General features: G+C 64.0%; 26 protein-coding genes and 5 tRNA genes. 28 read left to right on the top strand and 3 right to left on the bottom strand.

The window, feature by feature from the left end; genetic code table 11:
* The first annotated feature begins 11 nt into the window (after window positions 1-11).
* From ribF to ispH, 5 genes are read left to right on the top strand one after another with little or no spacing between them, the layout of a single operon-like run.
* The gene (ribF, locus tag F3J44_RS27695; protein ID WP_167277661.1) at window positions 12-962 is read left to right on the top strand and encodes a bifunctional riboflavin kinase/FAD synthetase; all 951 of its coding nucleotides are present in this window, start codon (window positions 12-14) and stop codon (window positions 960-962) included.
* A complete protein-coding gene (gene ileS, locus F3J44_RS27690; RefSeq protein WP_167059318.1) occupies window positions 959-3,790 on the top strand; it encodes an isoleucine--tRNA ligase in 2,832 nt (943 codons plus the stop codon). Before ribF ends, ileS begins: the two co-directional genes overlap by 4 nt.
* The gene (gene lspA, locus F3J44_RS27685; protein ID WP_167277659.1) at window positions 3,783-4,298 is read left to right on the top strand and encodes a signal peptidase II; all 516 of its coding nucleotides are present in this window, start codon (window positions 3,783-3,785) and stop codon (window positions 4,296-4,298) included. Before ileS ends, lspA begins: the two co-directional genes overlap by 8 nt.
* Window positions 4,291-4,728, top strand: a complete 438-nt coding sequence (gene fkpB, locus F3J44_RS27680) for an FKBP-type peptidyl-prolyl cis-trans isomerase (protein WP_167277657.1) — start codon at window positions 4,291-4,293, stop codon at window positions 4,726-4,728. Before lspA ends, fkpB begins: the two co-directional genes overlap by 8 nt.
* A 14-nt stretch (window positions 4,729-4,742) precedes the next feature.
* A complete protein-coding gene (gene ispH / locus F3J44_RS27675; protein WP_167277656.1) occupies window positions 4,743-5,690 on the top strand; it encodes a 4-hydroxy-3-methylbut-2-enyl diphosphate reductase in 948 nt (315 codons plus the stop codon).
* A gap of 1 nt (window position 5,691) precedes the next feature.
* Here the strand turns inward: ispH and F3J44_RS27670 are convergent, their stop codons facing one another.
* The gene (locus F3J44_RS27670; RefSeq protein WP_205300223.1) at window positions 5,692-6,135 is read right to left on the bottom strand and encodes a GspH/FimT family protein; all 444 of its coding nucleotides are present in this window, start codon (window positions 6,133-6,135) and stop codon (window positions 5,692-5,694) included.
* 142 nt (window positions 6,136-6,277) lie between these two features.
* Between F3J44_RS27670 and F3J44_RS27665 the strand changes: the two genes are divergently transcribed.
* The 7 genes from F3J44_RS27665 (at window position 6,278) to F3J44_RS27635 (ending at window position 10,174) form a co-directional block, all read left to right on the top strand.
* On the top strand, window positions 6,278-6,457 hold the full coding sequence (locus F3J44_RS27665; RefSeq protein ID WP_167277652.1) for a prepilin-type N-terminal cleavage/methylation domain-containing protein: 180 nt from the start codon (window positions 6,278-6,280) through the stop codon (window positions 6,455-6,457).
* Entirely contained in the window at window positions 6,454-7,104 is a 651-nt protein-coding gene (locus tag F3J44_RS27660; RefSeq protein ID WP_167277651.1) for a PilW family protein, read from the top strand. The genes F3J44_RS27665 and F3J44_RS27660 overlap by 4 nt, the downstream gene beginning before the upstream one ends.
* The gene (locus F3J44_RS27655) at window positions 7,101-7,574 is read left to right on the top strand and encodes a hypothetical protein (protein WP_167277649.1); all 474 of its coding nucleotides are present in this window, start codon (window positions 7,101-7,103) and stop codon (window positions 7,572-7,574) included. The genes F3J44_RS27660 and F3J44_RS27655 overlap by 4 nt, the downstream gene beginning before the upstream one ends.
* 1 nt (window position 7,575) lies before the next feature.
* The gene (locus F3J44_RS27650; RefSeq protein WP_167059299.1) at window positions 7,576-7,965 is read left to right on the top strand and encodes a type IV pilin protein; all 390 of its coding nucleotides are present in this window, start codon (window positions 7,576-7,578) and stop codon (window positions 7,963-7,965) included.
* A 54-nt stretch (window positions 7,966-8,019) separates the two neighbouring features.
* On the top strand, window positions 8,020-9,117 hold the full coding sequence (gene thiO, locus F3J44_RS27645) for a glycine oxidase ThiO (RefSeq protein WP_167277647.1): 1,098 nt from the start codon (window positions 8,020-8,022) through the stop codon (window positions 9,115-9,117).
* A 498-nt stretch (window positions 9,118-9,615) separates the two neighbouring features.
* Window positions 9,616-9,900, top strand: coding sequence for a type II toxin-antitoxin system Phd/YefM family antitoxin (locus F3J44_RS27640; RefSeq protein WP_167059294.1), 285 nt, complete (start codon window positions 9,616-9,618; stop codon window positions 9,898-9,900).
* Between the two features lie 13 nt (window positions 9,901-9,913).
* Window positions 9,914-10,174 (top strand): Txe/YoeB family addiction module toxin, encoded by a 261-nt coding sequence (locus tag F3J44_RS27635; protein WP_167277662.1) that lies wholly within the window; start codon window positions 9,914-9,916, stop codon window positions 10,172-10,174.
* Window positions 10,175-10,202: 28 nt separating this feature from the next.
* On the opposite strand, the gene F3J44_RS27630 is transcribed toward F3J44_RS27635, so the two are convergent.
* Window positions 10,203-10,433, bottom strand: a complete 231-nt coding sequence (locus tag F3J44_RS27630) for a PP0621 family protein (RefSeq protein WP_167059291.1) — start codon at window positions 10,431-10,433, stop codon at window positions 10,203-10,205.
* Window positions 10,434-10,527: 94 nt separating this feature from the next.
* Window positions 10,528-11,547, bottom strand: a complete 1,020-nt coding sequence (locus F3J44_RS27625; protein ID WP_167059289.1) for an outer membrane protein assembly factor BamD — start codon at window positions 11,545-11,547, stop codon at window positions 10,528-10,530.
* A gap of 147 nt (window positions 11,548-11,694) precedes the next feature.
* Here F3J44_RS27625 and rluD point away from each other — a divergent pair, with 147 nt between their 5' ends.
* The 16 genes from rluD (at window position 11,695) to F3J44_RS27550 (ending at window position 24,310) form a co-directional block, all read left to right on the top strand.
* On the top strand, window positions 11,695-12,657 hold the full coding sequence (rluD, locus tag F3J44_RS27620) for a 23S rRNA pseudouridine(1911/1915/1917) synthase RluD (RefSeq protein WP_167277646.1): 963 nt from the start codon (window positions 11,695-11,697) through the stop codon (window positions 12,655-12,657).
* Window positions 12,654-13,394 (top strand): peptidoglycan editing factor PgeF, encoded by a 741-nt coding sequence (pgeF, locus tag F3J44_RS27615; RefSeq protein WP_167277644.1) that lies wholly within the window; start codon window positions 12,654-12,656, stop codon window positions 13,392-13,394. The genes rluD and pgeF overlap by 4 nt, the downstream gene beginning before the upstream one ends.
* A 234-nt stretch (window positions 13,395-13,628) precedes the next feature.
* Window positions 13,629-16,193, top strand: a complete 2,565-nt coding sequence (gene clpB, locus F3J44_RS27610) for an ATP-dependent chaperone ClpB (protein WP_167277642.1) — start codon at window positions 13,629-13,631, stop codon at window positions 16,191-16,193.
* A 399-nt stretch (window positions 16,194-16,592) separates the two neighbouring features.
* Window positions 16,593-16,668 (top strand) — tRNA-Asn (locus tag F3J44_RS27605).
* A gap of 4 nt (window positions 16,669-16,672) precedes the next feature.
* Window positions 16,673-16,749, top strand: a tRNA-Pro gene (locus F3J44_RS27600).
* Window positions 16,750-16,755: 6 nt separating this feature from the next.
* Window positions 16,756-16,831 (top strand) — tRNA-Lys (locus F3J44_RS27595).
* Window positions 16,832-16,878: 47 nt separating this feature from the next.
* Window positions 16,879-16,955: transfer RNA gene (locus F3J44_RS27590), tRNA-Pro, on the top strand.
* Between the two features lie 5 nt (window positions 16,956-16,960).
* Window positions 16,961-17,036: transfer RNA gene (locus F3J44_RS27585), tRNA-Lys, on the top strand.
* 327 nt (window positions 17,037-17,363) lie between these two features.
* Window positions 17,364-18,125: an efflux RND transporter periplasmic adaptor subunit gene (locus F3J44_RS27580; protein ID WP_167277641.1), complete on the top strand. Its 762-nt coding sequence runs from the start codon at window positions 17,364-17,366 to the stop codon at window positions 18,123-18,125.
* The gene (locus tag F3J44_RS27575) at window positions 18,122-19,441 is read left to right on the top strand and encodes an efflux RND transporter periplasmic adaptor subunit (protein ID WP_167277639.1); all 1,320 of its coding nucleotides are present in this window, start codon (window positions 18,122-18,124) and stop codon (window positions 19,439-19,441) included. The genes F3J44_RS27580 and F3J44_RS27575 overlap by 4 nt, the downstream gene beginning before the upstream one ends.
* A complete protein-coding gene (locus F3J44_RS27570; protein ID WP_167277637.1) occupies window positions 19,438-21,537 on the top strand; it encodes an efflux RND transporter periplasmic adaptor subunit in 2,100 nt (699 codons plus the stop codon). The genes F3J44_RS27575 and F3J44_RS27570 overlap by 4 nt, the downstream gene beginning before the upstream one ends.
* Before the next feature lie 120 nt (window positions 21,538-21,657).
* On the top strand, window positions 21,658-22,158 hold the full coding sequence (locus F3J44_RS27565) for a GNAT family N-acetyltransferase (protein ID WP_167277636.1): 501 nt from the start codon (window positions 21,658-21,660) through the stop codon (window positions 22,156-22,158).
* On the top strand, window positions 22,155-22,481 hold the full coding sequence (locus F3J44_RS29665) for a hypothetical protein (protein ID WP_205300221.1): 327 nt from the start codon (window positions 22,155-22,157) through the stop codon (window positions 22,479-22,481). The genes F3J44_RS27565 and F3J44_RS29665 overlap by 4 nt, the downstream gene beginning before the upstream one ends.
* Before the next feature lie 77 nt (window positions 22,482-22,558).
* A complete protein-coding gene (locus tag F3J44_RS27560; RefSeq protein ID WP_205300220.1) occupies window positions 22,559-23,113 on the top strand; it encodes a phage tail protein in 555 nt (184 codons plus the stop codon).
* Between the two features lie 58 nt (window positions 23,114-23,171).
* The gene (locus F3J44_RS27555; RefSeq protein ID WP_167277633.1) at window positions 23,172-23,708 is read left to right on the top strand and encodes a phage tail protein; all 537 of its coding nucleotides are present in this window, start codon (window positions 23,172-23,174) and stop codon (window positions 23,706-23,708) included.
* Between the two features lie 59 nt (window positions 23,709-23,767).
* Window positions 23,768-24,310, top strand: a complete 543-nt coding sequence (locus F3J44_RS27550) for a phage tail protein (RefSeq protein WP_167277631.1) — start codon at window positions 23,768-23,770, stop codon at window positions 24,308-24,310.
* The last annotated feature ends 45 nt before the right edge of the window (window positions 24,311-24,355 follow it).

Genomic DNA, 24,355 nt, shown 5'->3' with positions numbered 1-24,355 from the left:
AGAAGCGCGCTATGCAGCTGGTTCGAGGTCTTCACAACCTGCGCCCCGAGCACCGGGGCTGTGTCGCCACCATTGGCAACTTCGACGGGGTTCACCGTGGCCACCAGGCTATCCTGGCGCGCCTGCGCGAGCGTGGCCAGGAACTTGGCCTGCCGACCTGCGTGGTGATCTTCGAGCCACAGCCACGTGAATACTTCGCTCCGGACACCGCCCCGGCCCGCCTGGCGCGCCTGCGCGACAAGGTCGAGCTGCTGGCCGCCGAAGGCATCGACCGGGTGCTGTGCCTGGCCTTCAACCAGCGCCTGAGCCAGCTCAGCGCCGACGCCTTCGTCAAGGCGATCCTGGTCGATGGCCTGGGCGTGCGTCACCTGGAAGTGGGCGACGATTTCCGCTTCGGCTGCGACCGCGCCGGTGATTTCGCCTTCCTGGTCGATGCCGGCAAGCAATACGGCTTCACCGTCGAGGCTGCCAACACGGTGATTCAGGACGGCCTGCGGGTCAGCAGCACCGAAGTGCGCAAGGCCTTGTCCGAGGGCAACTTCACCCTCGCCGAGCACCTGCTGGGCCGCCCTTACCGCATTACCGGGCGCGTGCTGCACGGGCAGAAGCTTGCCCGCCAGCTTGGCACGCCCACCGCCAACATCCAGCTCAAGCGCCGCCGCGTGCCGCTGTCCGGGGTCTACCTGGCCAGCATCGAGATCGACGGCAAGGCCTGGCCGGGTGTCGGCAATATCGGGGTGCGCCCCACCGTGGCCGGTGACGGCCGCCCGCACCTTGAGATTCATCTACTGGATTATGCCGGCGATCTGTATGGCCGGCGCCTGACGGTGGAATTCCACCACAAGCTGCGTGAAGAGCAGCGATTCGCCTCCCTGGAGGCGCTGAAGTCGGCGATCGATGCGGATATCGCCGCCGCACGTGCACATTGGCACGCTCAACCGCTAACGAAGAGCCTGAAATGACCGACTACAAAGCCACGCTAAACCTTCCGGACACCGCCTTCCCCATGAAGGCCGGCCTGCCTCAGCGCGAACCGCAGATTCTGCAGCGCTGGGACAGCATTGGCCTGTACCGGAAGCTGCGCGAAATTGGCAAGGATCGTCCGAAGTTCGTCCTGCACGACGGCCCGCCCTATGCCAACGGCAAGATCCACATCGGTCATGCGCTGAACAAGATTCTCAAGGACATGATCGTCCGCTCCAAGACCCTGTCCGGCTTCGACGCGCCGTATGTCCCGGGCTGGGACTGCCACGGCCTGCCGATCGAGCACAAGGTCGAGGTCACCCACGGCAAGCACCTGAGCGCCGACCGCACTCGCGAGCTGTGCCGCGAGTACGCCGCCGAGCAGATCGAAGGGCAGAAGACCGAGTTCATTCGCCTGGGCGTGCTGGGCGACTGGGACAACCCCTACAAGACCATGAACTTCGCCAACGAGGCCGGTGAAATCCGCGCCCTGGCCGAAATGGTCAAGCAAGGTTTCGTGTTCAAGGGCCTCAAGCCTGTGAACTGGTGCTTCGATTGCGGCTCGGCCCTGGCCGAGGCCGAAGTCGAGTACGCCGACAAGAAATCGCAAACCATCGACGTGGCCTTCCCGGTCGCCGATGACGCCAAGCTGGCCGCCGCCTTCGGCCTGGCCGCGCTGGCCAAGCCTGCTGCGATCGTGATCTGGACCACCACCCCGTGGACCATCCCGGCCAACCAGGCGCTGAACATCCACCCAGAGTTCACGTACGCCCTGGTCGATACCGGCGAGCGCCTGCTGGTGCTGGCCGAAGAACTGGTCGAGTCGTGCCTCAAGCGCTACAACCTCGAAGGCGCGGTCATCGCCACCGCCCAAGGCTCGGCCCTGGAGCTGGTGAACTTCCGCCACCCGTTCTACGACCGCCTGTCGCCGGTTTACCTGGCCGACTACGTCGAGCTGGGCGCCGGCACCGGCGTGGTGCACTCGGCGCCTGCCTACGGTGAAGACGACTTCGTCACCTGCAAGCGCTACGGCATGGTCAACGACGACATCCTGACCCCGGTGCAGAGCAACGGCGTTTACGTCGAGTCGCTGCCGTTCTTCGGTGGCCAGTTCATCTGGAAGGCCAACCCGGCAATCGTCGACAAGCTCAGCGAAGTCGGCGCGCTGATGCACACCGAAACCATCAGCCACAGCTACATGCACTGCTGGCGCCACAAAACCCCGCTGATCTACCGCGCCACCGCGCAGTGGTTCGTCGGCATGGACAAGCAGCCAAGCACCGGCGAGCCGCTGCGCGAGCGCGCCCTCAAGGCCATCGAGGACACCACCTTCGTGCCGGCCTGGGGCCAGGCGCGCCTGCATTCGATGATCGCCAACCGCCCGGACTGGTGCATCTCGCGTCAGCGCAACTGGGGCGTGCCGATTCCGTTCTTCCTCAACAAGCAAACCGGCGAGCTGCACCCACGCACCGTCGAGCTGATGGAAGAAGTGGCCAAGCGCGTCGAGCAAGAGGGCATCGAGGCCTGGTTCAAGCTGGACGCTGCCGAACTGCTGGGCGATGAAGCCGGCCAGTACGACAAGATCGCCGACACCCTCGACGTCTGGTTCGACTCCGGCACCACCCACTGGCACGTGCTGCGTGGCTCCCACGACATCGGCCACGCCACCGGCCCACGCGCCGACCTGTACCTGGAAGGTTCCGACCAGCACCGCGGCTGGTTCCACTCCTCGCTGCTGACCGGTTGCGCCATCGACGGCCACGCGCCGTACCGCGAGCTGCTGACCCACGGCTTCACCGTGGACGAGAACGGCCGCAAGATGTCCAAGTCGCTGGGTAACACCATCGAGCCGGAAAAGGTCAACAACACCCTGGGTGCCGACATCCTGCGCCTGTGGGTTTCGGCCACTGATTACTCGGGCGAAATGGCCGTTTCCGAGCAGATCCTGCAGCGCAGCGCCGATGCCTACCGGCGTATCCGCAACACCGCGCGCTTCCTGCTCTCGAACCTGTCCGGCTTCGACCCGGCCCGTGACCTGCTCAAGCCGGAAGACATGATCGCCCTGGACCGCTGGGCCGTGGACCGTACCCTGCTGCTGCAGCGCGAGCTGGAAGAGCACTACGGCGAATACCGTTTCTGGAACGTCTATTCCAAGATCCACAACTTCTGCGTGCAGGAGCTGGGCGGTTTCTACCTCGACATCATCAAGGACCGCCAGTACACCACCGGCGCCAACAGTGTCGCCCGCCGTTCCTGCCAGACCGCGCTGTACCACATCAGCGAGGCGCTGGTGCGCTGGATCGCGCCGATCCTGGCATTCACCGCCGATGAAATCTGGCAGTACCTGCCGGGCGAGCGCAACGAGTCGGTGATGCTCAACGGCTGGTACCAGGGCCTGACCGAGCTGCCGCAAGGCACCGAGCTGGACCGTGCCTACTGGGACCGCGTGATGGCAGTGAAAGCGGCCGTCAACAAGGAGCTGGAAAACCAGCGTACCGCCAAGGTCATCGGCGGCAACCTGCAGGCCGAAGTTACCCTGTTTGCCGAGGAGGGCCTGAGCGCCGACCTGAACAAGCTGGGCGACGAACTGCGCTTCGTGCTGATCACCTCGGCCGCCAGCGTGGTGCCGTTCGCCCAGGCGCCGGCCGAAGCCGTGGCCACCGAAGTCGAAGGCCTCAAGCTGCAGGTGGTGAAGTCCGGCCACGTGAAGTGCGGCCGTTGCTGGCACTTCCGCGCCGACGTCGGCAGCCACCCGGAGCACCCGGAAATCTGCGGCCGTTGCGTCGACAACCTGACCGGCTCCGGTGAGGTGCGCCACTATGCCTAACCCTGCGGCGGGGCGCTTCGGGCGCCTGGCGTGGTTGTGGCTGAGCTTGCTGGTCCTGGTCCTCGACCAGGCCAGCAAGCTGTACTTCAACAATGCGCTGACCATGTACCAGCAGATCGTGGTGATTCCCGACTACTTCAGCTGGACCCTGGCCTACAACACCGGCGCCGCCTTCAGCTTCCTGGCCGAGGGCGGGGGCTGGCAGCGCTGGCTGTTCGCCCTGATCGCCGTGGTGGTCAGTGCCGTGCTGGTGGTCTGGCTCAAGCGCCTGGGGCGCGGCGAAACCTGGCTGGCCGTGGCGCTGGCGCTGGTGCTGGGCGGTGCGATCGGCAACCTGTACGACCGCATCGTGCTCGGCCACGTGGTCGACTTCATCCTGGTGCACTGGCAGAACCGCCATTATTTCCCGGCCTTCAACCTGGCCGACAGCGCCATCACCGTTGGTGCGGTGATGCTGGCGCTGGATATGTTCAAGAGCAAGAAGTCCGAGGATCCGGTCCATGACTGACACCCGCATCGGCCAGAACACCGAAGTCACCCTGCACTTCGCGCTGCACCTGGAAAACGGCGATACCGTCGACAGTACCTTCGACAAGGCCCCGGCCACCTTCAAGGTGGGTGACGGCAACCTGCTGCCAGGTTTCGAGGCCGCGTTGTTCGGCTTCAAGGCCGGCGACAAGCGCACCGTGGTGGTCGCGCCGGAGAACGCCTTCGGCCAGCCCAACCCACAGAACGTGCAGGTGATGCCGCGGTCCCAGTTCGAGGGCATGGAATTGTCCGACGGGCTGCTGATCATCTTCAACGACGCCGCCAACACCGAATTGCCGGGTGTGGTCAAAGCGTTCGATGACGCGCAGGTGACCATCGACTTCAACCACCCATTGGCTGGCAAGACCCTGACCTTCGAGGTGGAGATCCTCGAGGTGAAGGCCCTGTAAGCCTGGAGCCGAGCATGCAAATCAAACTCGCCAACCCTCGCGGCTTCTGCGCAGGGGTCGACCGGGCGATCGAGATCGTCAACCGTGCGCTGGAAGTCTTCGGCCCGCCGATCTACGTGCGTCACGAAGTGGTGCACAACAAGTTCGTGGTCGAAGACCTGCGCAACCGTGGCGCCATCTTCGTCGAAGAGCTGGACCAGGTGCCGGACGATGTCATCGTCATCTTCAGCGCCCATGGCGTCTCCCAGGCCGTGCGCCAGGAAGCCGCCGGCCGCGGCCTGAAGGTGTTCGACGCAACCTGCCCGCTGGTCACCAAGGTGCACATCGAAGTGGCCAAGTACAGCCGCGATGGCCGTGAAACCATCCTCATCGGCCACGAAGGGCACCCGGAAGTCGAAGGCACCATGGGCCAGTACGACGCCAGCAACGGCGGCGCCATCTACCTTGTCGAGGACGAGGACGATGTTGCCCAGCTGCAGGTGAACGACCCCGACCACCTGGCCTTCGTCACCCAGACCACGCTGTCGATGGATGACACCAGCCGGGTCATCGATGCCCTGCGTGCGCGCTTCCCGAACATCGGTGGCCCGCGCAAGGACGACATCTGCTACGCCACGCAAAACCGCCAGGACGCCGTCAAGCAACTGGCCGGTGAGTGCGACGTGGTGCTGGTGGTCGGCAGCCCGAACAGCTCCAACTCCAACCGCCTGCGCGAGCTGGCCGAGCGCATGGGCACCCCGGCGTACCTGATCGACGGTGCCGAAGACCTGCAGCGCGGCTGGTTCGACCGGGCCGAGCGCGTTGGCATCACCGCCGGTGCTTCGGCGCCAGAGGTGCTGGTACGTGGCGTGATCGAGCAGCTCCGGGCCTGGGGCGCCACTGGCGCCGAAGAGCTGGACGGGCGCCCGGAGAACATCACGTTCTCCATGCCCAAGGAGCTGCGGGTTCGCTCGCTGATCTGATTCAGGTGCCTGTGCACGGAAGGTCGTTGCGATCTCCCGTGCGCAGGCTGACCCTGCCGCTGCTCGACAGCACCACGTAGTACGGGCTATCGCAAACCTGCAGCGTCGTGCCGGTAAAGCCATCGCCCTGTCCCAGCGGCACGCCCTGTGCGCTGAACCTGAGTTGCATGCCTGCATTTTTCGCGATGTTCAATGGCCGTGACAGCCGGTGCTCACGCAGTACCTGCTGGTTGCTTTCCAGCACCACGCGCCAGCCCTTGCCCCAATCCATTTCAAGCGGTTGCACCTGCACGGGCTGACCTTGCAGCACGGCATGGCTGCGCGCACTGCGCAGTGCCTGGGCCAGGTCGCGGGCTGCCGCCGCTCGGTGTAGGTCATCGCTCAAGCGGGCGTAGGCCGGCATGCCAAGCTGCGTCAGCAAGGCGGCCAAGGCCAGGGCAAACATCGTTTGTATCAGTGTTACACCGCGTTGCTTCACTGGGCATCCCTCCCTGGACGTGCTTGGCTTGAGCTTTACCGACGTTGGACACGAGGTCCAGTCGCCCACGTTCAAGTTATTTGCAGGAAACGTCGCAGGAGGTGCATGGATGCACGAAAAACAGCAAGGTATGACGCTGATCGAGGTGTTGCTGGCCGGCCTGGTAGTGGCCGTCTGCATGTTTGCTGCCGCGGGTTTGCAGTTGAAGGCATTGCAGGCCACGGACGAGGCGCGGCGTGACGGCGCTGCGGCGCTGGCTTTGCACAGTGAGCAGGAACTGCGCCGTTGAGCCGGCGAGGGCAGGGTGGGTTCAGTTTGCTGGAGGCCACGCTGGCGCTGGCGATTGGCGTGATGGTGCTGGCAGGGGCAGGTCAACTGCTGATTTCGGCTCACCGAAGCTGGCACCTGCAAGGCGCCGCGCTGCGCCTGCAGGACGATGCCCGCCTGGCGCTATTGCGCATGGCCCGGGACATCCGCCAGGCCGGCATGTTCGGCTGCCTGCGGCTGGAGGCCATCGAGTTCGAAGCTGCGGCTGCCCGGCAGGCGTTCGAGCAGCCGGTGGAAGTCGGCCCGTCGAGCCTCAACCTGATCGTCGCCGAGTTGCCTGGCCATACCGGGGCGCCAGACTGGACCTTGCTGACCAACTGCCATGACCAGGCCACCCTGTACCCCCGGCGCCCAGCGAACCCGGACGGCTTCATGGCCATCCCCATCAGCCGGTATCGCTACTACCTGAACGGTACTTCGCTGATGTTCAGCCGCCGTGGGCGGCCCCAGGGGCTGGCCGAGCACGTGCGCGCGTTTCAGGTGGCGCTGGTGAACACGCCGCAAGGGCAGCGGATAGACCTGCGCCTGACGTTGTACGAACCGGTACTGCAACTGGAGCAGCAGCATGGGCTGAGCGTGGCGCTGCGCAATCCGGTAGCCGGGCCATGAAGCGCCAGCGGGGCATGGTGCTGGTGCTGGCGTTGGTGTTCAGCCTGTTGCTGGGGTTGCTCGCAGCGTCGGCCCTGCGTGACGCGCTGGTGGACATGCGCATGGCTGCAACCCTGAGCGATGGCTTGCAGGCTTTCGAGGAAGCAGAAGGCACGCTGCTGGCCGGCCTGTCAGCGCTGCGCCAGGCGGCGCTTCCCGCGTGCCAAGGCTGCCCGCCACCGCCACGTCCGCATGAGCTCCATGGCCACTGGCAGGCCAGCCCGTCAGGTTACTTCCAGTTGCAGAACCTGGGTGAAACCAGCAACGCGATTCATATGCCCGAGGCTCAGCAGGTCACCTTGTACCGAGTGACGGCGGTCAGCCGGCAACAGGCCGCCAGGCAGGTGCTGGAGGCCGTCTACGCCGTGCCGACCGCTCAAGCACAGGCACCGCGGCGCATCCTCTGGCGGCAAAGACTGAGGGAAGACTGATATGCAGCAAGGAATGAGCCTGATCGAGTTGTTGATTGTCGTGGCCGTGACCGGCATTCTGGCAGCCATTGCCTACCCCAGTTACAGCGACCAGCTCAGGCGAGCCGCACGCAGCGAAGTGGTCGGCCTGCTGCACGACGCTGCCCTGCGCCTGGAGCGCCACCGCGTGCGCACCGGCCAGTACGCCGAGGGCGAGCTGCAACTGCCCGTTGCCAACCGCCACTACCGCCTGCACGCCCAGCGCGACAGCGATACCTTCACGCTGCTCGCGCAGCGCTTGCCTGGTGGGCTGATGGCCGATGATCGTTGCGGCGATTTCCAGCTCGACCAGGCCGGCGTGCAGGGTAACCCGAATGCCGTGCCAGGCAGTGAGCGCTGTTGGGGAAGCTGAAGGTTCAATGATGCCCGGTGCATCGCGGTTTTACTTCAGGTGTTGGATCGACAGATGAGCAAGCAAGTAGTGGTGGTTGGCGGCGGGGTGATTGGCCTGCTGACCGCATTCAACCTGGCGGCCAAGGTCGGCCAGGTGGTGGTGTGCGATCAGGGCGAGGTTGGCCGCGAGTCGTCGTGGGCGGGTGGGGGTATCGTCTCGCCGTTGTACCCCTGGCGCTACAGCCCGGCGGTAACCGCCCTGGCGCACTGGTCTCAGGATTTTTATCCACAGCTGGGCGAGCGGCTGTTCGCCAGCACCGGAATCGACCCGGAAGTTCACACCACCGGGCTGTACTGGCTCGACCTGGACGATGAAGCCGAGGCGCTGGCCTGGGCGGTTCGCCAGCAGCGGCCACTGAGCGCCGTGGATATCTCGGCGGCCTATGATGCCGTTCCGGTGATGGGGGCAGGCTTCAAGCGCGCTATCTACATGGCCGGTGTGGCCAACGTGCGCAACCCACGGCTGGTGAAGTCGCTGAAGGCCGCGCTGCAGGCGCTGCCCAATGTGACCTTGCGCGAGCATTGCCCAGTCAGCGGCTTCGTTCACCAGGATGGCCGGGTGGCTGGGGTGCAGACCGCCGACGGCGTGTTGGCCGCCGATGAAGTGGTGCTCAGCGCCGGTGCCTGGAGCGGCGACCTGTTGCGCACCCTGGGCCTTGAGCTGCCGGTGGTGCCGGTGAAGGGCCAGATGATCCTGTTCAAGTGCGCCGAGGACTTTCTGCCGAGCATGGTGCTGGCCAAGGGGCGCTATGCGATCCCTCGGCGCGACGGGCACATTCTGGTGGGTAGCACGTTGGAGCATGCCGGCTACGACAAAACCCCGACCGATGACGCGCTGGCCAGCCTCAAGGCGTCGGCCATCGAGTTGCTGCCGGCGCTTGCCGATGCCGAAGTGGTTGGGCACTGGGCCGGCTTGCGGCCGGGCTCGCCCGAAGGCATTCCCTACATCGGGCCAGTGCCCGGGCATGCCGGGTTGTGGCTGAATTGCGGGCACTACCGCAATGGGCTGGTGCTGGCGCCAGCCTCGTGCCAATTGTTCACAGATCTGCTGACCGGGGCCGAGCCAATCATCGACCCGGCGCCGTATGCGCCAGAAGGTCGTCTGGGCTGAGGGCTTGTTCTGCTCCTAGCGCAGCCCTGGCAATCTCCAAGCCGGCGCCACTGCGGTAGGAGCGAGCGTAGCTCGCGATGGGGCGCGCAGCGGCCCCAGGGTTTCAGCTTCGCGGCTCATGACCCGGGGCTGCTTTGCAGCCCATCGCGAGCTGTGCTCGCTCCTACAGGGAATGGAGGTGCGCCTGCTGGCACTGTTCCCTGCGCGACAGCGCAGCCTGGAGGAGTGGGCTTACCCTGCGAGGGTCGTTGATGACATTTCCTACTAGCCCTATGGCAAGCTGGCACCTACCGCTTTGCAGGCAGCCCAATCTATGATTCGCGTGCCCAAGGTATCCCGACCATGGGCAGTTGAGGTTTGTACCTAGGATTGTACAATGTTTTGGTTGGTCCCTGCTGAGTCCGTCGGCACGTACCTGCAAGCCCATTGCTCATTCAGCCCTGCTGCGTGGGCCAAGAGATACCTGATCCAGGCCCTTCCTGGGAAGGATTTGAAGAAATGCATGTACTGACTTTTAGCCAGGCTCGCGCCGACCTGAAGCAGACAATGGACGATGTTTGTCGGGATCACGAACCTGCGATCATCACTCGCCAGCGCGGAGAGCCGGTTGTCATGATCTCCCTTGAGGACTACAACGGCATGCAGGAAACCCTGTATCTGCTGGGTTCATCAGCCAATGCCAAGCGCTTGCGCGCATCCATTGATCAGTTGCGGTCGGGAAAAGCTGCTTCTCATGAGCTGTCCATCGATGAACACGAAGTCAAAGCAACGGAACAAGACTGAAGCTCGCAATTCGATCAGTGTTGCGTTCACTTCGGAGGGCTGGGAAGACTATTGTCACTGGAGGGATGCTGACACTGATGTGTTTGCCGTGATCAACAGGCTGATTCGGGAGTGCCTGCGTACACCGTTCAAAGGCACAGGCAAGCCGGAGCCCCTCAAAGGTGATCTTTCAGGCTTCTGGTCTCGTCGCATTACCCGCGAGCATCGGTTGGTGTACCTGTTCGAAGCCGGGCAGATGACCATCTTGCAGTGCCGATACCACTACGATGATTGATCTTCCACCCGATTCAAAGGGCGAGGAGTTACGCCGACCGGCCTGGCCCCTGCTGCAAATGCGCCTGGCTGCAATACCATTCGCTACCTTGCTGCAGCGCCCGGTCGTCGGGCAGGTGCACGCCGCAGTGGGCGCAGCGCACCATCTTCAGCGGGGCGTCGAGCTTGGGCTCGGCGGGCGGCTGCTGGCTGGCGTTGAATTTGCGCCACAGCCAGAACGCGGCGGCGATCAGGGCGACCCAGAAAAGTAGGCGAATCATGGTGACCAGCTTGTCGGTGGAAGAAAGCCGACAGTCTAGGGCGCGGCCAATAAAAAAGGGAGGCCTCTGGCCTCCCTTTCTCATGCGCCTGTCATCAGTCGAACAGGCCAAAGGTCATGTAGCTGAACCAGGAACGGTCTTTCTCGGCTTCCTTCGGCCCGGCCGGCACGATCGGGTCGCCGTTCTCGTCCTTGGGCAGCAGCTCTTGCGGCATTTCGTCGCGGGCGTCCTGGAACTGCTTGACCACGTCCTGGTTGGCGCGGGTTTCGCCCGGCGGCAGCGGGGTTTCGGTTTCGATCAGGCCCAGGGTCGCCTTGGACAGCCAGCCGCGGCCATCAGACTCGGTCTGCTTGGGCTGGAACTGGCCATCGACCAGGCTTGGGTGGTCCGGGTAGTTGAGCTTGAGGGTTTCCAGGCTGGTGGCGGCCAGCTCGTCCAGGTGCATTTTCTGGTACGACTCGACCATCACGGCCAGGCCATCGCCGACCGATGGGGTTTCCTGGAAGTTCTCGACCACGTAGCGGCCACGGTTGGCGGCAGCCACGTAGGCCTGACGGCTCAGGTAGTAGTCGGCCACGTGGATTTCGTAGGAGGCCAGCAGGTTGCGCAGGTAGATCATGCGCTGCTTGGCGTCTGGCGCGTAGCGGCTGTTGGGGAAGCGGCTGGTCAGCTGGGCGAATTCGTTGTACGAGTCACGCGCCGCGCCCGGGTCACGCTTGGTCATGTCCAGCGGCAGGAAGCGCGCCAGCAGGCCGCGATCCTGGTCGAACGAGGTCAGGCCCTTGAGGTAGTAGGCGTAGTCGACGTTCGGGTGCTGCGGGTGCAGGCGGATGAAGCGCTCGGCAGCCGATTTGGCAGCCTCGGGCTCGGAGTTCTTGTAGTTGGCGTAGATCAGTTCGAGCTGCGCCTGGTCGGCGTAGCGGCCGAACGGGTAGCGCGACTCCAGGGCTTTGAGCTTGTTCACCGCGCTGGTGTAGCTGGAGTTGTCCAGATCGGACTGAGCCTGTTGATACAGCTCGGCCTCACTGAGGTTCTCGTCAATGACTTCCTTGTTAGAGGAACAGGCCGCGGTAAGCCCGAGGATAGCGATCAGCAGCAGGTGTTTCACTTGCATGGCGGCTTGCGTCCCTTTGACGGCCGCTGTCTTGGGCGGTGCCGTCCTGTTATGATGAGCGCCCCGGCCAACCCCGGGACAAAAGAAGCCGTATTTAACCACAAGCTCGCAGCCGAAACCAAAGGCTGTGCGCCCGCCGAATCGAGCATGTCCGAGATCATTCAACTTAGCGCAGAGGTCCCGTCCGAACTGGGCGGCCAACGCCTCGACCAGGTCGCCGCCCAATTGTTCGCTGAGTATTCGCGTTCGCGGCTTACTTCGTGGATCAAAGAGGGCCGCCTGACGGTCGACGGCGCGGTCGTCAGACCACGCGATCCCGTCCATGGTGGCTCCCTGCTTGTCCTGGAGGCCGAGCAAGAGGCCCAGGGCGAGTGGATTGCCGAAGACATCGAACTGGATATCGTCTACGAGGACGAGCACATCCTGGTGATCAACAAGCCCGCCGGGCTGGTGGTTCACCCGGCCGCCGGGCATGCCAGCGGTACCTTGCTCAACGCGCTGCTCCACCATGTGCCGGACATCGTCAACGTGCCACGCGCCGGTATCGTGCACCGCCTGGACAAGGACACCACCGGTCTGATGGTGGTGGCCAAGACGCTGCAGGCGCAGGCCAAGCTGGTCGAGCAGTTGCAAAGCCGTACTGTCAGCCGCATCTACGAGTGCATCGTGGTTGGCGTGGTGATCGCCGGCGGTAAGATCGATGCCCCGATCGGCCGTCACGGTGGCCTGCGTCAGCGCATGGCCGTGACGGACGGCGGCAAGCCAGCGGTCAGCCACTACCGGGTACTCAAGCGCTTCCGCTCGCACACCCATGTGCGGGTCAAGCTGGAAACCGGGCGTACCCACCAGATCCGCGTGCACATGGCGCATGTCGGTTATCCGCTGGTCGGCGACCAGACGTACGGCGTGCGTTTCCGCATTCCGCCGGCAGCCAGCCCAACCATGGTAGAGGCGGTGAAGACTTTCCCGCGCCAGGCGCTGCATGCGCGGTTCCTCGCCCTGGTGCATCCGATCACCGGTGAGAAGATGAAATGGGAATCGCCGCTGCCGGATGACTTCGTCTGGTTGCTGTCGCTGCTCAACCAGGACCGCGAGAGCTTTATCGGATGAGTGGCCTGACGCAGTCGCTGCTGTTCCCCGATTGGCCTGCCCCGGCCTCGGTCCGCGCCTGCGTCACCACCCGCGAAGGCGGCGTCAGCCTGGCGCCCTTCGCCAGCTTCAACCTCGGTGACCACGTGGGCGATGCCCCGCTGGCGGTCGCCGAGAACCGCCGCCGCCTGAGCGACGAATTCGCCATCCAGCCCGCCTGGCTCAAGCAGGTGCATGGGCAGGTCGTGGCCGATGCCAACCCGGCCGTGGTGGCCGAGGCCGACGCCAGCTGGACCAGCCAGCCGGGTATCGCCTGTGCGGTAATGACCGCCGACTGCCTGCCCGCGCTGTTCTGCGACCGCGCCGGCACCCGCGTGGCCGCCGCCCATGCCGGCTGGCGCGGGCTGGCCGGTGGCGTGCTGGAGGCCACCCTCGACCGCCTGGCCCTGGCGCCTGAAGAGGTGCTGGTGTGGTTGGGGCCGGCCATTGGCCCGGCAGCATTCGAGGTGGGGCTGGAAGTGCGCGAGGCCTTTACCGCGGTGCACCCTGAAGCGGCCCGGGCGTTCGTCGAGGGTGAGCGGCCGGGCAAGCTGATGGCCGACATTTATGAGCTGGCCCGCATTCGCCTGGCGGCGCGTGGGGTGACGGCCGTATATGGCGGGGGCTTGTGTACGGTAAGCGATGAGCGGTTCTTCTCCTACCGCCGCACGCCGCAGGGTGGGCGCTTTGCCTCGTTGGTGTGGCTGGAACCGCGCTAGCCTGCACCGGCCTCTTCGCGGGGCAAGCCCGCTCCTACAAAACGAACCCGTCCCTTGTAGGAGCGGGCTTGCCCCGCGAATGCTCCAGCGTTAATTCAACCGGTTGACCCCGGTCAACCCCGCTACGCTTGAATCTTCCAGAATCACCCTTATCTATAAAGTCATCTCAGGCAGGTTTCTTTATAAACAGGCGCTGTCCATCGCTCCGACCTGCCCTTTAAAGGAAGGTATCCCATGCGAATAGACCGTTTGACCAGCAAGCTCCAGCTTGCCATCTCCGATGCCCAATCCCTGGCCGTTGGCATGGACCACCCAGCCATCGAGCCGGTGCACCTGTTGCAGGCACTGCTCGAACAGCAGGGCGGTTCGATCAAGCCACTGCTGATGCAGGTTGGCTTCGACGTCAACAGCCTGCGCCAGGCGCTGGTGAAAGAACTCGACCAGCTGCCGAAAATCCAGAACCCCACCGGCGACGTGAACATGTCGCAGGACCTGGCGCGCCTGCTCAACCAGGCCGACCGCCTGGCCCAGCAGAAGGGCGACCAGTTCATCTCCAGCGAACTGGTGCTGCTCGCTGCCATGGACGAGAACAGCAAGCTTGGCAAGTTGCTGCTCGGCCAGGGCGTGAGCAAGAAAGCCCTGGAAAATGCCATCAGCAACCTGCGCGGCGGCGCGGCGGTGAATGATGCCAACGCCGAGGAGTCGCGCCAGGCCCTGGACAAGTACACCGTCGACCTGACCAAGCGTGCCGAGGAAGGCAAGCTCGACCCGGTGATTGGCCGTGACGATGAAATCCGCCGCACCGTGCAAGTGCTGCAACGCCGCACCAAGAACAACCCGGTGCTGATCGGCGAACCGGGCGTCGGCAAAACCGCCATCGCCGAGGGCTTGGCCCAGCGCATCATCAACGGCGAAGTGCCCGATGGCTTGAAGGGCAAGCGCCTGCTGGCGCTGGACATGGGCGCGCTGATCGCCGGTGCCAAGTACCGCGGTGAGTTCGAAGAGCGCCTCAAAGGCCTGCTCAACGAGCTGTCCAAGCAGGAAGGCCAGATCATCCTGTTCATCGACGAGCTGCACACCATGGTTGGCGCCGGCAAAGGCGAGGGCGCCATGGACGCTGGCAACATGCTCAAGCCAGCCCTGGCCCGGGGCGAGTTGCATTGCGTCGGTGCCACCACGCTCAACGAGTACCGCCAGTTCATCGAAAAAGACGCCGCCCTGGAGCGTCGTTTCCAGAAAGTGCTGGTGGAAGAGCCGAGCGAGGAAGACACCATCGCCATCCTGCGTGGCCTGAAAGAGCGCTATGAAGTGCACCACAAAGTGGCCATCACCGACGGTGCGATCATCGCTGCCGCCAAGCTCAGCCACCGCTATATCACCGACCGCCAGCTGCCAGACAAGGCCATCGACCTGATCGACGAGGCCGCCAGCCGCATCCGCATGGAGATCGACTCCAAGCCGGAAGTGCTCGACCGCCTCGACCGTCGCCTGATTCAACTGAAGGTCGAGTCCCAGGCACTGAAGAAAGAAGAAGACGAGGCCGCGAAGAAGCGCCTGGAAAAACTGACCGAGGAAATCGAGCGCCTGGAGCGTGAGTATTCCGACCTGGAGGAAATCTGGGCGTCCGAAAAAGCCGAAGTGCAGGGCTCGGCGCAGATCCAGCAGAAAATCGAACAGGCTCGCCAGGAACTGGAAAGCGCCCGCCGCAAGGGCGACCTGAGCCGCATGGCCGAGCTGCAGTACGGGGTGATCCCGGACCTGGAGCGCAGCCTGCAGATGGTCGACCAGCACGGCAAGACCGACAACCAGTTGCTGCGCAACAAGGTCACCGAGGAAGAAATCGCCGAAGTGGTGTCCAAATGGACCGGCATTCCGGTGGCGAAAATGCTCGAAGGCGAGCGTGAAAAGCTGCTGAAGATGGAAGCGCTGCTGCACCAGCGCGTGATCGGGCAGGGCGAGGCCGTGACTGCTGTGGCCAATGCCGTGCGCCGTTCGCGGGCTGGGTTGTCCGACCCGAACCGGCCCAGTGGTTCGTTCCTGTTCCTTGGCCCGACCGGCGTGGGCAAGACCGAGCTGTGCAAGGCGCTGGCCGAGTTCCTGTTCGACACCGAAGAGGCCATGGTGCGCATCGACATGTCCGAGTTCATGGAGAAACACTCCGTGGCTCGCCTGATCGGCGCCCCACCTGGCTACGTAGGTTATGAAGAGGGCGGTTACCTGACCGAAGCCGTGCGCCGCAAACCCTACGCGGTGGTGCTGCTGGACGAGGTCGAGAAGGCACACCCGGATGTGTTCAACGTGCTGCTGCAGGTGCTGGAGGATGGCCGCCTGACCGACAGCCACGGGCGCACCGTGGACTTCCGCAACACGGTGATCGTGATGACCTCCAACCTGGGCTCGGCGCAGATCCAGGAGTTGGTGGGCGACCGCGAGGCACAGCGTGCGGCAGTGATGGACGCCGTGGGCGCGCATTTCCGTCCGGAGTTCATCAACCGGATCGACGAAGTGGTGGTGTTCGAGCCGTTGGGCCGTGAGCAGATCGCCGGCATCACTGAAATCCAGCTCGGCCGCCTGCGCAGCCGCCTGCTGGAGCGCGACCTGTCGCTGAGCCTGAGCCCAGAGGCGTTGGACAAGCTGATCGCCGTGGGTTACGACCCGGTGTACGGCGCCCGGCCGCTGAAGCGCGCGATCCAGCGCTGGATCGAAAACCCGCTGGCGCAGCTGATTCTGGCTGGCAAGTTCCTGCCGGGCACGGCGATTACCGCCAAGGTGGAAGGGGACGAAATCGTCTTCGGTTGATTGCAGGGCGCCGTGGGCGGCGCATCGCGCGCTGCGCTCGCTCCTACCAGGCCGGTGTAGGAGCGAGCAAAGCTCGCGATGAGCCCACCACAACCCGCGCAAATTCAGGCCTTCCCGGGCCCTCCAGATAACTTGCTGAAATTTTTGAAATTTCTGCTTGCATCTAAAATCAGGTGCCCCTAATATACGCCGCGTTGTCAGCCACCAAGCGAATCACCAGCAACATCGGTGACCGCAAAACAACTTACAAATCAGTAAGTTGAATGAAAAAAAGGTGTTGACAAGTAAAACGAAGAATGTAGAATAGCCGACCTCAGCAGCGACAACGCGAAAGCGGGTAGCTAAAGAGATCGAAGCTAACACAGACTTCGAAGCTGTAAAGATGTGCCGAAGTTCAGTTCCGCGATAGCTCAGTCGGTAGAGCAAATGACTGTTAATCATTGGGTCCCTGGTTCGAGTCCAGGTCGCGGAGCCAATCTCGGGGTGTAGCGCAGTCCGGTAGCGCGCCTGCTTTGGGAGCAGGATGTCAGGAGTTCGAATCCCCTCACCCCGACCATTTTCCGGGTCGTTAGCTCAGTTGGTAGAGCAGTTGGCTTTTAACCAATTGGTCGTAGGTTCGAATCCTACACGACCCACCATGTAAAAAGGGCATCTCGAGTGAGGTGCCCTTTTTTTTGCAAGACCTCGGGGTGTAGCGCAGTCCGGTAGCGCGCCTGCTTTGGGAGCAGGATGTCAGGAGTTCGAATCCCCTCACCCCGACCATTTCCGGGTCGTTAGCTCAGTTGGTAGAGCAGTTGGCTTTTAACCAATTGGTCGTAGGTTCGAATCCTACACGACCCACCAGATACGATAAGCCCGCCTTTCAAGGCGGGCTTTTTCGTTTGCGCTAGAAAAACGCCGACGTCATCTGCCTGGCTTCATAGGTCACTTCCAGTGCATCCAAAACGTTGATAGCATCCGGCCACTGCGCTGTGGTTTTTCAGGTGAACTGGATCATCTCTTCCATCGCTCCAGCGCTGCCTGCCTTTTTCCGTATCCCGTTTCAACGCCCCGACAACCCCCATGCAGCGCTTGTGTAGCCAGCATAGGCTGACCGGCGGTGGGTCAAGATCGGAGAAAAACAGCGGATACCCCTTCGAAGCGTGCAGATATTTACAGGGACGTGGTGATATGAAGCAGTGGCTGTGCTGGACGGTGTTGGCCTTGAGCAGTGCGGTGGCCCATGCTGCCGCCGAGAACGATCCTTTGCTCGACGGCGCCAGTGCTGCCGGTAGTGAAATCCGTGGTGTACTTCGCGCGCGCTCGCAGGCTGTGTTGGCCAGTGAGCTGCCCGGCCGGGTGGTGGACATGCCGTTTGCCGAGGGCCAGGCGTTCAGCAAGGGGGATGTGCTGGTGCGCTTCGACTGCAGCGCCTACCAGGCCCAGGCCAATGCCTCAGGCGCCGCCGTACGCGCGGCCAAAGAGGAGCTGCGCAACAAGCAGCAACTGGCCGCGCTCAATTCCGTGGGCCGTTTCGAGGTGTCGCTGGCCGAGGCCCGCCAGGCCCAAGCGCAGGCCGAAGCCCAGGTTTACCAGGTGCAAGTCCAGCGCTGCCAGGTCAAGGCGCCGTTCGATGGTCAAGTCGTTGCCCGCCGTGTACAGGCCCACGAGAGCGTGGCCAGTGGCGCCCCGCTGCTGGAAATCGTCGATAACCGCTCGCTGGAAATTCACCTGCTGGTGCCCTCGCGCTGGCTCGGCAAGCTCAAGCCCGAGCAGGCCTTCAGCTTCGTGCCCGATGAAACCGGCAAGCCGATCGACGCGGTGGTCAAGCGCCTGGGCGCACGCATCGACGAAGGCAGCCAGACCCTGCTGCTGATCGGCAGCGTGCCGGCCAACACGCCGGGCCTGCTGGCCGGCATGAGCGGCACCGCCCACTTCGTGCAGCCGCAATGAACGCCCCCGTTCCCGGCGCCCTCGAACAGCTGCTGGCGCATTACCTGAAGCTGGAGCGCCAGGCACGTGCTGCCGCATCGCTTGAAGTGCTGTCGTTCAGCATGGTCAACGACAGCCAGCCGCTGTTTGGCTACCGCCACGGCGCCTTGCTGATTGCCGGCAAGGTGCGTGCGCTCACCGGCATCAGCGTGGTTGAACCCAACGCCCCCTTCGTGGTGTTCATCGAACGCATGGTTGCCCGCCTGGGGGCGAGTGACCGTTTTGCCCTGCCGGGCGCGGTGCCGCCGGAAACCGTCGACCAGGCCAGCCGCGACGACTGGCAGGCGCTGTCGGCTCCGCATGCCTTCTGGTTGCCGCTCAAGGACCGCCGCGGCGAGGTGTTCGGCGGGCTATGGCTGGCGCGTGACCACGCCTGGAGCGATGCCGAGCAAGTGCTGCTGGCGCAATTGGGCGATTGCTATGCCCACGCCTGGGGCGCCTTGCAGCCGCGCAAGCCCTGGCGCCTGCGCTGGCCGGCTCGCACCCGCCTTGCCGTGGCCGCCTGCGTGTTGCTGCTGTTCCTGATTCCGGTGCGCCAGTCGGTGCTGGCGCCTGCAGAGGTGGTGCCACTCAATGGCCAGGTGGTTGCCGCGCCGCTTGATGGCGTGGTTGCCGAGGTGTTGGTCAAGCCCAACCAGCCGGTACAGGCCGGCGAGTTGCTGGTGCGTTTCGACGCCACCGCCCTCAAGGCGCAGGCCGACGTGGCCGAACGCACCCTGGGCGTGGCCGAAGCAGAACTCAAGGCCAACACCCAGCGCGCCTTTTCCGATGCCGATTCCAGTGCCCGCCTGGACTTGCTGGCCGCCCGGGTGGAACAGAAGCGTGCCGAGCGCGACTATGCCCGTAACCTGCTGGCGCGCAGCGAGGTGCGCGCCGAGCGCGGCGGTATTGCCGTGTTCGCCGACGCCCAGCGCTTTGTCGGCAAGCCGATGCGTACCGGTGAGCGGCTGATGGAAATTGCCGACCCGGCCCAGGCCGAACTGCGTATCGAGCTGCCGGTGGCCGATGCCATCGGCCTGGACAAGGGCGCCGAGGTTGCCCTGTTCCTCGACAGCGACCCCTTGAACCGCCACGCCGCCACGCTTGAGCGTGCAGCCTATGAGGCCCAGGCCACCGCTGCCGGGCAGCTGGCTTACCGCCTGGACGCCCGCTTCGCCGACGCGCCGCCGCGTATCGGCCTGCGCGGCACGGCCAAGGTGTTCGGCGCCCACGCACCGCTGGCCCTGTACCTGCTGCGCCGCCCACTGGCGGCCCTGCGCCAGGCGGTGGGGATATGAACCTGCCGGCGCTGCGCCCGGACCTGCAGCTCTCGGTGGCGACCCCAGGGCTGGACGGCTCGCCGCAGTGGACCTTGGCCGACCCATTGCGCGGCAAGTATTTCAAGCTCGGCGCACCGGCCATGCGCCTGTTGCGCCACTGGGCGTTGGGCGATGCCCTGCAGGTGCTGCGCGCCGCCAATGCCGAACCCGGCGCGCCACTGACCCCGCAGGCGCTGGATGAGTTGCTGAAATTCCTGCGTGGGCACGACCTGATCAGCGGCGCCGACCCAGAGCAGAACGCCAGCTATGCCCTGAAGGCTGCCAGCCAGCGCCAGGGCCTGTGGACCCAGGTGCTGCACAAATACTTGTTCTTCCGCATCCCACTGTGGCGCCCGGATGCCTTTCTCAACCGCACCTGGCCGTGGCTGGAGCGCTACGGGCCAGCCTTGCTGCGTGGCGGCCTGCCGCTGGTGGCCTTGCTTGGCGCATTCTTGGTGATGCGCGACTGGGAACGCTTTCTGGCCACCTTCCCGCAATTGCTCAGCCTCGGTGGCATGCTGGCCTTCGCCATCGCCCTGGGCTTCGCCAAGCTCTGCCATGAGTTCGGCCATGCCTACATGGCCAAGCGCGCCGGTTGCCGGGTGCCGAGCATGGGCGTGGCGTTCATGGTGCTGTTGCCAATGCTGTACACCGATGTCAGCGATGCCTGGCGCGTGCAAGACCGGCGCACGCGCCTGCTGATCGGTGCCGGCGGCGTGCTGGCAGAATTGCTGCTGGCCTGCATCGCCTTGCTGGCCTGGTCGCTGCTGCCGGATGGGGCAGGGCGCACGGCTGCATTCATGCTGGCCAGCGCCACTTGGGTGACCACCGTGGCAATCAACGTCAACCCGTTGATGCGTTTTGACGGCTACTTCCTGCTCAGCGACCTGTGGGGTGTGGATAACTTGCAAGGCCGGGGCTATGCCCTGTGCCGCTGGCACCTGCGCGAATGCCTGTTCGGCTATGGCGAAGCGCCGCCGGAGCGCTGGTCGCCGGCCTTGCGCAAGCGCCTGCTGTGCTGGGGCTACGCCTCTTGGCTGTGGCGCGCCGTGCTGTTCTTCGGCATTGCCCTAGCGGTTTATCACCTGTTCTTCAAGGTGCTCGGCATCTTCCTGATGATGGTCGAGTTGGTGTGGTTCATTGGGTTGCCCATCTACAAGGAAATGCGCCATTGGTGGCAGCATCGGGCCAAGGCGCATCCGCGCAAGGTGCTGGGGCTAGGTAGCGCCGCGCTGGTGCTGCTGGCCCTGTTGCTGGTGCCCTGGCGCAGCGGGGTGGAAGTGCCGGCGATGCTCGAAGCGGCCAGGGTCACCGCCGTGCATGCGCCCACGGCGGCAAGGGTGGCTGAAGTGCGGGTGGTGGATGGCCAGCGGGTTGCCGAAAACCAGGTACTGGCGGTGCTCGAGTCCCCCGACCTGGCATCGCGCATGGCGATTACCCGGCGTGAAATTGAAATCCTGCAATTGCAGTTGCGGCGCCAGTCCAGCCGCAGTAGCACGGCGGTGGACAGCGGCATTGTTGAGCAGCGCCTGGCCGAGGCGGTGGCCGAGTACCGTGGCCTGGCCGCCCAGCGCGAGCGCCTGACCTTGCGCGCGGCCCATGCTGGCACGGTACGCGACCTTGCCGACAGCCTCAGCCCGGGCCGCTGGATCACGGCCGAGTTGCCCTTGGCGCGCATCATCGAGGATGGCCTGCGGCTGCGCGGCTACCTGGCCGAAGCCGACCTCTGGCGGGTCGCGCCGGGCAGCCAGGGGCACTTTGTTGCCGACGATGTGCTGCGTGGCTCGCTTGCGGTAAACCTTGCCCAGGTTGATGCCAACGGTGTGGCCTACATTGATCAGGAGGCGTTGGTTTCCGAGCACAAGGGCCCGATTGCGGTACGGCGTGACGACCAGAAGCGTGCGCAGCCGTTGCAGGCGCAATACGGGGCGCAGTTCGTGTTGCAGCAGGGCGCCGCTGAACACCTTGCCCACCCGCTGCGAGGCCTGGTGGTGCTGGACGGCCAGGGCGAATCGCTGCTGGCTGCAGCCTGGCGACGAATGGCCGCGCTTGGCGTGCGAGAAAGTGGTTTTTGAGTAGTGAGATTGTAGGACAATTGGGATAAGGTGATATCAATTGGCCATATCTCGGCGTGTGATGCCCATCACACGAATGGTTTGCTCACCGGCTGATCGATGACAGGGAAGTTTGCTTTGATGACGAAGTACGCTGTGACGCTGCGTGCCCTGGAAACAGGCGACATGGGTTTTATCGAACACGTGTATGCCACCAGCCGCGCCCTTGAAATGACCCACAGTGGCTGGCCGGCCGAGCAGATCGCCAGCTTCCTGAAGATGCAGTTCAACGCCCAGCACCAGTATTACCAGCAGCATTTCACCCATGCCGAATTCTGCATCGTCGAAGCGGATGGCGAGCGAGCTGGGCGTCTCTACACCTACTTCGGCCGCACCTGCGCGGTGCTGATCGATATCGCGTTGCTCCCCCATTACCAGAAGCACGGTATCGGCAGCGGCTTGCTCGAAGCCCTGCTGCGCCGTAGCGACCAGCTTCAGCTGCCGGTCGAGCTTTCGGTAGAGCCTTACAACCCGGCCTTGCAGCTCTACCAGCGCTTCGGCTTTCAGGTCATCGACCAGAAAGGCGTGTACCTGCGCATGCGCCGCGAGGCCCCCGACCACCCCAGCAGGATGCCGTCATGAGCGAAACGATCGACTACACCATGCCCACCTATACCGAGCTGGAGCGCGTGCCTGCTGACGCCTTCAGCCTTCAGGTCGGGCCGCAGCAGCATATTCAGGTTACCCGTGTCGCGCTGCGCACCGAGGTGGCGATGAGCGCGGATTACGAATGCTACGCCATCGTGTTCGCCTTGCCCGAAGGTGTGCAGCTGCCGCAGGCAATGTTCCGCGTCAGCGCCCCCGAGGGCCAGCAATGGACGTTGATGATGACGCCGGTCAAGCCCGAAGAAGATGGGTGTCATGCGCTGGAGGCGGTCATCCACCGCAAGCGCATGGCGGCCTGAAGGCAAAGCGCAGCCGCGAACGCCGGCCCGCAACCAATGGCACGAACTCCAACCGAAGCAACAAAGGAAGTGTTCGAATGAGTGATGCATATTTGGGTGAAATCAAGATCTTCGCGGGCACCTATGCCCCCGTTAACTGGTTGCTGTGCCAGGGGCAGATATTGCCCATTTCCCAGAACGAAGCACTGTTCACCATCATTGGTACCACGTATGGCGGAGACGGGATCACCACCTTTGCGTTGCCGAATTTCAGCGGGCGCATGCCGGTTGGCACGGGCCAGGCGGGGAACGTCAGCAAATCGTTCGTGCTGGGGCAGCAAAGCGGGGCCACCGACGTCAACGTACTGACCGCCAACATGCCGGCCCATGCCCATTCCATGGGCGCCTCTTCGCTGAAAGCCACCGTCAGCGTACCAGGGCCCAACAGCTACCTTGCCGCTGTCGAAGATGCTGCCGGTTCGCCCGTCAACATCTACGGTCAGACCAGCGACCCGACCACCAAGGTCGACATCACCTTGTCGCCGCAAAGTACCAGCCCTGCTGGCTCCAGCCTGCCGGTCAATGTGGCGAACCCGTACTTGGCGCTGAGTTTCATCATCTGCACCGCGGGCCTCTACCCGACGCGGCCGTGACTGCCTTATCGCCCAAGCCTGAAACCGTCAATCAAGCGCATAACCAGGAAGTGTTCAAATGAGTGAACCTTACATCGGTGAAGTCAAGATGTTCGCGGGCAACTTCGCCCCATACGGCTATTCCCTGTGCCTAGGCCAGTTGCTGCCGATTCCGCAGAACAGCGCGCTGTTCTCCCTCCTTGGTGCGAACTACGGTGGCGACGGCAGGACGACCTTTGGCCTGCCCAACCTCGCTGGCCGAGCGCCGGTCAACCAAGGGACGGCGAACACAGGCCAGATATACCTGGTGGGCGAAGCCGGGGGGCAGGAACAATCGACCCTGCTGCAATCCAACATGCCGACCCACACGCACAAGATCGCCGGCACCACCGCCGCTGGTGTCACCAGCGTACCAGGGCCGACCACCTTCCTTGCCACGGCCACGGACGCTGCGGGCACACCGCTGAACATCTATGGCAGCGCAGCGCCCGACACCGAGATGCTGCCAAGCTTGCTGGGGGTCACAGGTGGCTCGCAGCCGTTCCCGGTGCGCAATCCCTACGTAACGATTTCCTTCATCATCGCGCTCAGTGGTGAATGGCCAGTGCATCCGTAGTTAACCAGGCGTCGCGAGCGAGCGGTACCCACCTAATTACGCAACAAAGGAAGTGTTCGATGAGTGAGCCATTTATCGCGGAAATAAAGATGTTCGCCGGTGGTTTTGCGCCGCGGGGTTATGCCCTGTGCAATGGCCAGCAGCTTTCCGTACAGCAGAACCAGGCCCTGTATGCAGTGATCGGCAACCTTTACGGCGGCACGGCGCCCACCACGCTCGGTTTGCCCAACTTTGGCGGCTGCACGCCGATTGGCCAGGGCACGTTGGCAGGTACCAATACAACGTTCGCCGCGGGCGGTACCGGGGGCATCGAGGCGGTTACCCTGACCACCAGTAACCTGCCGCTGCACAACCACATTCTCAAGGCCAGCACCGGCACGGCAGACCACAGCACGCCAACCGAAACGTCGGTGCTGGCGTCGGCGACCGACCCCGCAGGCTCGCCGTTGAAAATCTATGGCCAGGGCGCTCCGGTAGACACCCAAATGGCTCTGCAGGCTATTGGAAATACTGGCCAATCGCTGCCACTCTCCGTTCGCAATCCGTACCTGAGCGTTTCGTTCATCATCGCGCTGATGGGCATCTTCCCGTCGCGAAACTGAACAGCACGCCAATCGGCCGTGTGCGCCGGTAATGCAGTGAGCAAC

It is taken from the genome of Pantoea sp. Tr-811, assembly GCF_011752535.1.
GTDB lineage: Bacteria > Pseudomonadota > Gammaproteobacteria > Pseudomonadales > Pseudomonadaceae > Aquipseudomonas.
The sequence above is the reverse complement of the archived record's forward strand: the minus strand, read 5'-3'. Positions and strand labels throughout refer to the sequence as shown.